Origin of the sequence: Levilactobacillus koreensis JCM 16448, from assembly GCF_001435525.1 — a bacterium.
Taxonomy (GTDB): domain Bacteria; phylum Bacillota; class Bacilli; order Lactobacillales; family Lactobacillaceae; genus Levilactobacillus; species Levilactobacillus koreensis.
On sequence record NZ_AZDP01000107.1, the window covers coordinates 1 to 10,950 of the forward strand.

9 protein-coding genes are annotated in these 10,950 nt (G+C 50.2%); 7 read left to right on the forward strand and 2 right to left on the reverse strand.

What is annotated here, in order from left to right; genetic code table 11:
• The first annotated feature begins 163 nt into the window (after positions 1 to 163).
• Together FC99_RS09790 and FC99_RS14370 are read left to right on the forward strand one after the other, a co-directional pair.
• Complete coding sequence (locus FC99_RS09790; RefSeq protein ID WP_048736297.1) at positions 164 to 712, forward strand: PadR family transcriptional regulator; 549 nt, start codon at positions 164 to 166, stop codon at positions 710 to 712.
• Positions 713 to 716: 4 nt separating this feature from the next.
• On the forward strand, positions 717 to 842 hold the full coding sequence (locus FC99_RS14370) for a hypothetical protein (RefSeq protein WP_268872117.1): 126 nt from the start codon (positions 717 to 719) through the stop codon (positions 840 to 842).
• A gap of 614 nt (positions 843 to 1,456) precedes the next feature.
• Here FC99_RS14370 and FC99_RS09795 read toward each other — a convergent pair.
• A complete protein-coding gene (locus tag FC99_RS09795) occupies positions 1,457 to 2,677 on the reverse strand; it encodes an RNA-guided endonuclease InsQ/TnpB family protein (protein ID WP_048733200.1) in 1,221 nt (406 codons plus the stop codon).
• Positions 2,678 to 3,427: 750 nt separating this feature from the next.
• Here FC99_RS09795 and FC99_RS09800 point away from each other — a divergent pair.
• The 4 genes from FC99_RS09800 (at position 3,428) to FC99_RS09815 (ending at position 9,723) form a co-directional block, all read left to right on the forward strand.
• A complete protein-coding gene (locus FC99_RS09800) occupies positions 3,428 to 4,861 on the forward strand; it encodes an MFS transporter (protein WP_048733199.1) in 1,434 nt (477 codons plus the stop codon).
• Positions 4,848 to 5,705: an alpha/beta hydrolase gene (locus FC99_RS09805; protein ID WP_048733198.1), complete on the forward strand. Its 858-nt coding sequence runs from the start codon at positions 4,848 to 4,850 to the stop codon at positions 5,703 to 5,705. Before FC99_RS09800 ends, FC99_RS09805 begins: the two co-directional genes overlap by 14 nt.
• A gap of 21 nt (positions 5,706 to 5,726) precedes the next feature.
• On the forward strand, positions 5,727 to 6,779 hold the full coding sequence (locus FC99_RS09810; RefSeq protein WP_048733197.1) for an alpha/beta hydrolase fold domain-containing protein: 1,053 nt from the start codon (positions 5,727 to 5,729) through the stop codon (positions 6,777 to 6,779).
• A gap of 727 nt (positions 6,780 to 7,506) precedes the next feature.
• The gene (locus tag FC99_RS09815) at positions 7,507 to 9,723 is read left to right on the forward strand and encodes a glycoside hydrolase family 65 protein (RefSeq protein WP_048733195.1); all 2,217 of its coding nucleotides are present in this window, start codon (positions 7,507 to 7,509) and stop codon (positions 9,721 to 9,723) included.
• Between the two features lie 296 nt (positions 9,724 to 10,019).
• Here the strand turns inward: FC99_RS09815 and tnpA are convergent, their stop codons facing one another.
• Positions 10,020 to 10,439 carry an IS200/IS605 family transposase gene (tnpA, locus tag FC99_RS09820; RefSeq protein WP_048733194.1) on the reverse strand — a complete coding sequence of 140 codons (420 nt, stop codon included), beginning with the start codon at positions 10,437 to 10,439 and terminating at the stop codon, positions 10,020 to 10,022.
• Positions 10,440 to 10,534: 95 nt separating this feature from the next.
• On the opposite strand from tnpA, the gene FC99_RS14225 reads away from it, so the two are divergent.
• On the forward strand, positions 10,535 to 10,950 hold a 416-nt coding region (locus FC99_RS14225), incomplete at its 3' end, for a helix-turn-helix domain-containing protein (protein WP_338048194.1).

Genomic DNA, 10,950 nt, shown 5'->3' on the forward strand with positions numbered 1-10,950 from the left:
CCCAGGGCTTATAGCCCTCGAGAAAACCACCCGTTCAACGGGTGGTTTTTATTTTACTTGATTAGTTTAGCCGCTCACCGACTGACTGTCAAGAATTTTCTTGATGTTTTTGGTGGGAACTGGTTCAATGAAGACAACAGTATCTGAAAAGGAGGCGGTCACCATCGGTCAGCGAAATCGACTACAGTACATTATTTTAGGCTTGTTGGATCAGCGGCCACAGACCGGTTACGACCTCACCAAGGCGTTTGACAATGAAATTGGGGAGTTCTGGCAGGCCCAACATAGTCAGATCTACCCGCTGCTTAAACGCTTGGAGGAGACCGGCGACATCACCCATGAGGTGACCATGACCGGCGAAAAACTTGCCAAGAAGCAGTACCAGTTGACCCCGGCCGGGCACGAAAAGTTGGTCGCGTGGATCGGCGAGCCGTCACCGGAACTAACGGCATTGAAGGACGAATTCATTTTGAAATTGTACTTCATCAAGACGGCCGATGACCCACGCTTACAGCCGATGCTACAAGAACAGATTTTGTTGCATCAACGGCAGCTTCAGCACCTCCTGCATCGCCAGGAAACGGTCTTTGCCGACCAAGCGGCCATCGACCAGGCGTACGGGCACTACTTGATCTTGGACCACGCCATCGAACGCGAGCAGCACTACGTCCAGTGGCTGGAACGGTATCTGACACCCCGAAAGGACTCGTGAGATCATGAAATTAATCGATACGCCACACGTTGAAGTCACTGTAGAACCGCACCCACTAGCATTTGCGTTGTTAGTGGCTGGCGTCTTAGGCACCTTAGTCTGGCGGCACAAACGCCATCAGGAGAACTAGTGTCAACTGGCCGCACTGCGGCTGCCAGAAACTCCGCCTGCTGTGGGGACGCTTCAGACTGGAAGAGCGCCAGTCTTCTCGCTCGATTTGAAGCCACGAAGAACGCGTGTCTTCAAAGTCGCTCGTGGTGTTAGCTGGCTTAAGAATCACCAGCTAACACCACCTCCACGGCTGACTACGTTCCTGGCCTCCTCCGGCTCTGATTGTTTTTCGCTATGACAACCGCTGAAAGTTATAGGCCGACTAGTCTTTTCGGGCCAACTAATAACAGATCTTATGGTTATTTCCTAAGTTGGTAGCGGGATATTATGTAGGCTGAGAGCTTGCCAGATATAGGTTCTATAGTGTTCAGAAACAAGTGATTTGTCGGCTGGTATTTAGAAGTTTTCAGTCTTCAGGTGTTTGCGCCATTGAGTTAGACTTCAAAAGTGTGAACGGCTTGCGGTTCACACTTTTTTGATGCATAACGATCAGTCAACTGCCCCTGAATAAATTCAGAGGCTTGTCGCTCACGTGTCTGGCGACACAGTAGTCCAACATGCCCGTTAAGACACTCCTACTCATAGTGGCAACATCGTCGGGTAATTGACAGCTACCCGTTTAACTATCAGGATCTACCCAATAGCTGTTAGCCTTTTAATCTTTGGTCGCTTGATACCACTCAACCACTCTTGGCCGAGCTTCTCAATGTTCATTGCTCCTAATCGGTCATCGTTACACCGATACTGGCATTGGGCACACCAATATTCGTGAGTTTCGTGATGGCGGTTGGCTTTCTCAACTAGTCCACACTTAGGACAGCGTTGTGAGGTGAATGCTGGATTCACTTTCACGACAGCACTTTGGACTTCTTGAGCCTTATACGTTAAAAAAGATTCCAACTGGAAGAAAGACCAGGAGCGATGGCTACTACGCAAGGACTTAGGCAAATCATCAGTGTTGAAGGTCACGTTAGTTAAGTCCTCTAAAACAAAAAGAGTATGCGAATCATACGCCGTAACGAGTGTCTTAGCTAGCCGATGATTTGTATCGGTCATCCAGCGGTTCTCTCGTTGAGCTAGTTGCTTCAGTTTTTTCTTGGCAGACTTGGATCCTTTACTTTGTAATTGCCGACGGACTTCTAAAAACCTCTTTCGCTTGCGTAAAGCTTTCCGACCGTCAAAGAACCATGTTTTGCCTAGGTGATCGTAAATTGTTGCTAGAAAACGTAAACCACGGTCAATACCGACAACTTGTGAGCAGCTCGGCTTGTCAAAATCATCAATTTTCTTGGTGATACCAATGTGTAGGAACCACTTGCCGCGATTGTGGACTAGTTTAGCAGTGCCTAGCTTCCAATCACCCCTGAAATATTCTTCAAAACCTTTATCGGTGAAAGCTAGCTTTGTACGCTTACTTAAGGTTGTGATTGAAACTTGTGTCATCTCATTCACAAAAGAATAGTTTCTCTGGCGAACTAAATCCGCCTGTGGTCGACAAAACTGGATAGGTTTCATCAACCAGGTCAGGTCTCTGGGAACTCGAATCCACTTGTTGTTTTCATTCTTATAACGGTAAGGATGTTGTTTCATTTGTGCCTGAACAGTTTTGTAGCGGGCCACGACCGTTCGAAAAACAGACTGGACCATCTGACTATTCAGCTGTGATTCCTGCCTGAGAACTTTGTACAGCCGATGATTGATTTTTAACCAGCTTAACGGGAAGTCATGGTCAAAGATCCATTGACTGACAATGTTAGCCAATCGTTGGTATTCTCGACTCATTGCTAAAAATTCCGCTGCCTGCTCGGTGTCTGGATAGAGTCGTAATTTAATCGTTCGTCCTAGCTTAGTCAATAGCTACCTCCCCTGAAGATTGGACTAAGTATACCATTTTTAGCCGTCCAAAATGGGGAACATACGTTTTAGAAAGTGTTAAGTTCTGGCATTCATCCCGCGATTAAAATCGCAGGTTTCCTGCCTAAAATTTAATGAAAAACGGTTGCCAGGAGATAACAATATGGATTGTTTCATGTTGGTGCGCATCATTTTGACAAGTTAACTATTAAACTGCCCGAAAAAAATGATCGATTATCATGGGTATCGGTTCTTAACGTCTTTCATGGCAAAGAATAGTGTGAGCCGGAGGCAGCTAGGGATGTAGCCAGCCGTGGTAATCTTGGCAGCTGGCCAATGGCTAGCTGCCAAGATGGGCGACCTTGAAGACACGGGATCTTCGTGGCTTCAAAGCGAGCGAGAGGACCGCGCCACAGTCCGAAGCGTCCCCACAGCAGGCGGAATCCCTGGCCGCCGCAGTGCGACTAAGTTAGAGCCACCCCTTCGTTAGATTTAGTTTCCAATGAGTTAGTTGGAGTTACAAATTAAGGGTCAAAATCAGTTATCCCCAAAGTTATCGGGTATGATAAGGTCGATAGCGCGGGTTAGTTTGTCAATTTTTGGTAACGAATCACGCTAGATGGGAAAGATGTTAGAAAAGGTAAGCTGCTGGTAAAGAAGGGGGATTATCCGAAGACAGTCGGTCCGGTATGCTATACATGTAAGCGGTTACAAGATAAGCTATTCAAAATTTTGGGGGAGGTTTTTACCATGGGTAACTGGAAACTATGGAAACAGCGGATGTTCTATGGGTCCACTGATATGGCCGGAAATTTGATCTGGCAAATTGTTGGGTTGTACCTGTTGTTCTACTACTCGACGGTCTTGGGGCTGTCACCAGCCTTCGTGGGGACATTATTCTTAGTCGTTCGGTTCATTGATGCGTTTGATGCCTTATTCTATGGCTACTTGATTGACCACACCCACTCTAAGTATGGGAAGTCACGGCCATACTTCTTGTGGTTCGGGATTCCTTTAGGGATTTTGACCATGTTATTGTTCTTCAACCCGACATTTGGCGGGAACAAGGGCATTCAGATGGCCTGGGTATCCGTGATCTACACACTGTTTAGTTTGGTTTATTCCGGAGCGAACACGCCAATCACGGCCATTCTGCCAAGTCTGACCAGTGATCCCGACGAACGGACGAACTTAGCTAGTGCCCGGATGGTCATGACCAACATCGGGACCGCCGTAATTGGATGGATTTCCTTACCGATGGTTGCCAAATTAGGGAACGGCAATGCCCGTCAAGGTTGGGCAATCTGGGGTGTCATCATTGGGATTCTGATCATCGTGCTATTTATCGGGGCCTTCCTGAACTTGCGTGAAAAATCGGCTGCCGAAACGGAAACCACGGATGATGGTGAACAGAAGTCAGAGATCAAGGAACATTTGTCCGTGAAGGAATCCTTAAAGGGTGCCTTTAGAAACAAGCCTTGGGTCCTCTTGAGTATCAGTTTCATCCTGTTACAGACCTTCTGGGTAATGCGGATGGGGACCGCGGTCTACTACTTGACCTACGTTTACCGTCGTCCAGGATTAGTTGGGGCCTTTAACGGATTGGTTATCGTGGCTGTTTTGGGGAACGTCTCCGTTCCATTCTTAAGTAAGTTCATGAAACACAAGAATGTTTTGGCCTTAGCCATGGTGCTGTTTGCCGTTGGAGAAGTGCTGATGCCACTGGGGATGCGGATGAATTCCGTACCACTGCTCTTTGCCGGTAACATTATCGCCTTGGTCGCCATGGGGGCAGCTTTCTCCATTGCCTTCGTTATGATTGCCGACACCATCGAATACGCGCGTTCCGAACTCCACATTGACGAACCCGGCTTCTTGTCTTCCGTGCCAATGGTTGGTGCCAAGCTTGGTATGGGTATCGGGGGTGCGTTGTCTGGCTGGATTCTGACCTTTGGTGGATTCGAAGCCACCGCAAAAGTTCAATCAGCCAAGGCATTAGGTGCCATCAGCTCTAACTTCGTTTGGTTACCGATTGCCTTAGCTGTCGTCATCGTCGTCATTCTCCAGATGTACAAGCTGGATGAAGATGAATTGGCTTCCGCAAAGGCCCTGCAAGATGCTAAAGAGGGCGTTACGCCGGAAACCCACGATGAAAATGAGCATTTGAAGCATGAGGACGCTTAACTTAACGTTGGGCACGCCGGCTGATCCGGTGCCCGTCACGTTCTACCAACCGGCCGCCATCGCTGATTTTCACACGTCGGTGCGGCGACCATTGGTGATCATCTTACCGGGTGGCGGCTATGAATTCCGTTCTGACCGGGAAAATGAAATCGTGGCGATGCAGTACTTGGCACAAGGCTTTGCCGTGGCCGTTGTGGCTTACCGGTTGCGGGATCAACCGCCAGTGTTACCAACGGCGCTGTATCAGTTGGGTCACGTGGTCGCTGACTTTCATCGGCGTGCGGCGTTTTACGGGATCGCGGCCGACCACATTTTGCTGGTGGGATTCTCCGCCGGGGGTCATTTAGCCGCACTGTATGCGGATCTGTGGCCGCAACTGGCGGCGACCCTGCAACTGCCCGCAAAACGGCTAAAGGTGGCGGCGTTGACCCTAGCCTACCCGGTGATTGGCCTACGACTAGGGTGGCCGGCTGACCGCGCTGCTTTGGCGGCCATCACGGCTGGCTGGGCGGATCACGAGGCCGACTTGTTGGTCACGTCGCAGAATCCGCCGACCTTCCTGTGGGCAACGGCGGATGACGAGCTGGTGCCGGCCGTGAACACCGAGCGTTACGCGGCGGCACTCTCAGCGGCCAATGTGCCCGTTACGAAATTGATTTATCCACACGGCCGTCACGGACTGAGTTTAGCTCGTGCTGTGACAGCCTTTCCAACTAAATATGACGCGACGGATCCGGCTTTTGGGGAGCAATTCATTCGACCGGACGTTGCGACCTGGTTCGACCAGCAATTACGGTGGTTGGACGAGTTATGGCACCTAGATCACTTTTGGCGCCAGCAATAAAACTTGAGAGGGGTAATCGAGATGTTGAATGACACGACAACGAAACAATCATTGGGGTATGAAGACGAGCTCAGACGGCTACAGAGCCTGCGCGTGACGAGCGTTGAGGATGGCGTGACCAGCTGGATCAAGGACCGCGACCCAGCGCACACGTTCGAACCACTCGTTTGGGAAACGGTTGCGGAGATCGAAGAGAATCCACAGTTACCGACCGACCTCTTTAGCCTGCGTCAGGGGACTGAAACGTCCGGGCAAAAGGATTTAACGCACGTTGAAATGAAGGTTGAAATGCAACAGATCGTGTCGATGAATCGGCGGGTCCGGGTCATCCGTATTGCGCGGATGGACCATTTGACCGCGGATAAGGCATTGATCTATTTCCACGGCGGCGCTTACTACGGGGGCACGCCAGAAGATGTTTTGCTGGCCTTGAAGTTCGTGGCCGAACAAGCTAATTGCGTGGTCTATAACGTGGATTATGCGTTGGCGCCGGAACAACCTTATCCAGCAGGAATTCTCGACGGGTTAGCGGTCGTGGCCGCGATGGTCAAGGACTACCGCCACATCTCAGTCGGCGGGGATTCAGCCGGGGGTTCCATCGCTTTAGCCGTAAGTCAACTCTGCCGGTCCATGGGCATTTGCGCGATTGACAGTCACCTGTTGTTCTACCCAACGTTGATTCAGGGGTCTGATTTAAATGGTCCGCTGTGGGACGACGGTAGCATTGAAATCGTACCGGAACAACGAGACGCGCTGCACCGGAGTTACCAGCTGTTTGAACAGCTCGATACCATCATGAGTGGTTACTACGTGGCGGATCAACCGGTTGATTTGACGGCGCCACTCCTGTCGCCGTTATTAGCCAACCCGAAGTGCTTCAGAAACACCACGTTGCTGGTCGGTGAGTACGATCCATTCCGGCTACAGGACGAGGCCTTCATCAAACAGGTCGGCCGGGTCAATGACGATGCCAACTACTTCTGCTATGGCGGCATCAGCCATGCCTTCCTGAACTTCACGGGGAACGTTCCAGCGGTTGAAGATGCACTGGCAACGGCGGCTCGATTGCTGTAACTGACTGAAGTTAAGGACGATTAGGTAGCTTGCAGAATAGAAGAGATGTCATGGTCAATGTTCGATTTACCGGGGAGCCATTTGGAAAATTAAGTGAGGTGCCCGTCCAGCGCGAGTTGCTATGCTTAATTGGGATGGTGCCTCGGTAATTTTGATGGATTAGGTGCGTCCCTTAACCCTTGAATGGGATTATGATTGATGACGGTGGGTGGCAACATGGCGGTGCTTTCGCCTTACCGGCCGCCAGATATGGGCTGGAACGGTGCGAACGCAACTTGAAGCCTCGCAAGTGCCGAGTCTTCAAGATTGGTTTTCTACTAAGCTGGCGAGAAACGCCAACTAAGTAGAACGACGCGCCTGAGCCCATATCTGGCGACCTCTCGGCTGACATGGTGGGTTTAGGGCAACGTGGTGTAATACCCAAAGTATTTTTGGCTGACCTGTCGATACAGAACCGCATAACGTCAGTGAAGGAAATCAATCGTATTTAGTGGAATAGCCGAAAGCTATCATCAGTTTGTTTAGTTAGTGCGCGCAAACATGGCCGAACGGTGAAGTCAGTAGGTATTTCACGTAGGTTCCCTTAGACTGGGGCCACTGTTAGGGCGAATCCATTTGGCAGGTGACTATGTTTATTAAGAGTAAGAATTTTGTAGGACGAAAAAGTCGTGGCGTTTACGACAGTCGTAAGCGACACGGCGGATAATGGAAGACGGGGGAGATTATATTGATTTTACGAGATTATCATTTAACTTTGCGGGACGTCTCTGACCAACAGCCGGAGTATTTAGAGACGGTCTTCTCGCTGGCAAACGGCCACTTCGGCGTGCGGGCCAACGACCCCATCAGCGGTAACCCAATCACGGGCACGCTGATCAACGGCTTTTATGAAACCGCCCCCATTACGTATGGGGAAGGCGGCGTGGGGTACGCGCAGAAACACCAGACGATTTTAAATTTGCCCGACCTGCGGCACTTGAACGTGGCGACCAATACCGGCCACCGCTTCAGCGAGAGCACCCGGACGGCGGTGGACCTCGACCTGACCACGGGGACTTTAGACGAGCAGTATGAATTGAAGACGCATCAGGGCGAGACCATTCAGATGGCGGTGAAATCCGTGATCGGTCAGAATCAGACCAGTTTTTGGGGTGCCAGCTACAGCTTCGTTGCCGGCAATTACGCCGGTGGTTTGCTCGTCAGCAAGGCCATTGCTGTGCCAGCTCAGGCCGAAGCCATTCCGTCGGCCGATCCACGGAAGACCCGGATGGCGGGCTTACCGGTCTGTGAGACGGCGTTCATTAACCAGCGGCTCCAGCGATATCACGTGAAAACGCGGACCACGAAGCAAGCGGTGACGGCATTCCTGGGGATGTTGACGCCCAATGCTAAATTGTTGCAGCAACCACTCGACTTGGGTGACCGCCAAGCCCACACGCTGGAATATGAAGCTTACGTGGGTGAGGTCGGCGAGCAGAATACTATCGACCCGGCTGCCCAGTTTATGATTAGCTCACTGTCTGCGTTGATCGCCGACAGTCGTGACTTCTGGCAGGGTGTTTGGCACCGTAGTGAGGTCACGGTTGGGGGCAACGACGAGCTCAACCTGGCCATTCATTACAACATTTTCCAGTTGAATCAAGCGGCTGGACGTGACGGGCGGACCAACATTGCGGCCAAGGGGCTGAGCGGGTCCGGCTACGAGGGCCACTACTTCTGGGATACCGAAATGTATATGTTGCCTTACTTCACCTATACCAATCAGCCAATGGCCCGGCAACTGTTGTACTACCGGTACCAGACGTTGCCTAAGGCCCGCGAACGGGCGCGTGAAATGGGTGTGACCAAAGGGGCGCTGTTTGCTTGGCGGACCATCAACGGTGAAGAGGCCTCCGCGTACTTCCCAGCGGGGACGGCGCAGTACCACATCGACGCCGATATCGCCTATGCGGTCGGCAAGTACTACGAAATCACCCGGGATCTCGACTTCATTTTGCAATGTGGGTTTGAAATGGTGCTGGAAACCGCGCGCTTCTGGGAAAACTTCGGGGCTTGGCATCAAATCGGGGCGTCCTCGCGGTTTGAATTTCACACGGTGACCGGGCCCGATGAATACACGGCGCTGGTCAACAACAACTACTATACCAATCGCTTGGCTAAGCATAACTTTGAGTTGATCGGCTACCTGGCGAACGAGATTCGGCAACGCTACCCGAACAAGCTGGCGGACTTCGGCATTGGCCCGGCCGACCTGGAGAAATTCCAGAAATTAGCCGACCACGTTTACCTGCCATACAGCGCGGACCTGCAGATCAACGAGCAGGACGATAGTTTCTTAAGTAAGCCCCGCTGGCCCGCAGACAAGTCGACGCCGGAAAACTTTCCGTTGTTGCTGCACTACCACCCACTGACCATTTACCGGTATCAGGTAGCAAAGCAGGCCGACACGTTGTTGGCGGACTACCTGTTCCCAGAGGATTTGTCGGTCGATCAGTTGAAGCGCGAGTATGACTACTATGAGGGCGTGACGACGCATGATTCCTCACTGTCGCGGTCGATCTTTAGCATTTTGGCGGCGCGGATGGGCGATCCGGAAAAGGCGTACAAGTACTTTATGGACACGGCGCGCATGGACCTGGTCAACCTGCAAAAGAACACGGCGGATGGCCTGCATCTAGCGAACTTGGGTGGTAGCTGGTTAGCGTTAGTGGCCGGTTTCTCCGGGTTCTACGTCCAAGATGAGGTCGTCCACTTCGCCAATCATTTGCCAAAGGAAATCAGCCGACTCACTTACCGGATGAAGATTGCGGCTAGTGTCTTGGAAATCGACCTGAGTGCCGACAAGACATTCGTTAGCGTCATCAGCGGGCCGATTCCAACGTATGGGGTCAGTGTGAATGGCGACTTGATTTCGTTGGCGAAGAGTTCGAGTTACGAAGAATAAAAAATAAAATGACAAGTCGAAACGTCCAGCAGGATTGTTACCGGGCGTTTTTGACTTGTCATTTTACATTAGGTAACGCTTCCAGTCTGTAGGAAAGCCAAACTGAGAAAGGTTAATTAAATCGTTTTGTGAGATTACTTTTTCTAGGTGATAGATTGATTTCTTGTAGAATTTATTGCTAAAACAAAATTTCTTTAGAATGAACAGTACTGGAAAGAGACGTTTTACTTTTAGCGCGGGATATTTAATATAAATTAGGCAGAATTCCCTTGCTTTCAAACAAGGGATGAATGCCACTAGACCTTTCGATGATTAGCAATGTAGTCTTCTACGGTTTGCCTGTTCATATCGCCCAGGGTACTCATGAAGTAACTAGGTGACCAAAGATGTCCACCCCATAACTTTTGAGCCTTTATTTCGGGATGCAATTCAAAGAATAACCGCGCCGAGCCACCCTTGAAGGCCTTGACGACATTGGTTGGGGCATACTTGGGCTTAAAGCTCAGTAGTAAGTGGACATGGTCAGGCATTACTTTCATTTGCTCAATGGTCACTTCGTTCAGTCGGGCTATTTTTGTTAAAATGTCGGTCATCTCAGCGACTAACTTTGGCGTTGTAAATGCTTCGTGTCGGTATTTAGTGACCCAGATCAAGTGAAAATGAAAGTTGTAAACGTAACCTCGTTCGTGAATTTCCCTTTCAATGGTATTGCTCATATGATACCTCCATAAATATTATTATAAGACGCTCTGTTATGGGCGTAGTATGCTCATATGGTATGATACTGTCAAGCGAGAGGAGGTGGTAGTTTATGGCAAAAACAATGGCGCAATTACCCTATCATTATGGGGTTAAGGTTAGGATCTTTCCTTCAACCGAACAGAAATGGTTGATCAAGCGTAACAGTGACGCCAGTCGGTTTATTTATAACCAGATGAACGGCATGAATAATGACCTGTTCTGGTTAAAGCAAGTGAAGATCCCCATTACACTTGTCTTGGATCGAATCGCTGATTTGACCGAACGGCTAAAGAAGCCATCAACTGCCATCTCTAATATTCATGGTTGGCTCAACCATCCGGACTTTGACAGCCTGATGAAGGCCAATGCTATCAAAAACTACAAGACTGCTTGGAAGCTATTCCGCCAGGTTCATCAGGCGGGAACTCCTAAATTTCATAAACGTGGTTATACTCAGACTTATCAAACGTCATGTCTTTACAGTGC

What these genes read in the sequence shown, in the direction of transcription:
- FC99_RS14370 (WP_268872117.1), top strand. Translation starts at nt 717, where the DNA reads ATGAAATTAATCGATACGCCACACGTTGAAGTCACTGTAGAACCGCAC.
- FC99_RS09800 (WP_048733199.1), top strand. Translation starts at nt 3,428, where the DNA reads ATGGGTAACTGGAAACTATGGAAACAGCGGATGTTCTATGGGTCCACT.
- FC99_RS09805 (WP_048733198.1), top strand. Translation starts at nt 4,848, where the DNA reads ATGAGGACGCTTAACTTAACGTTGGGCACGCCGGCTGATCCGGTGCCC.
- FC99_RS09810 (WP_048733197.1), top strand. Translation starts at nt 5,727, where the DNA reads ATGTTGAATGACACGACAACGAAACAATCATTGGGGTATGAAGACGAG.
- tnpA (WP_048733194.1), bottom strand. Translation starts at nt 10,439, where the DNA reads ATGAGCAATACCATTGAAAGGGAAATTCACGAACGAGGTTACGTTTAC.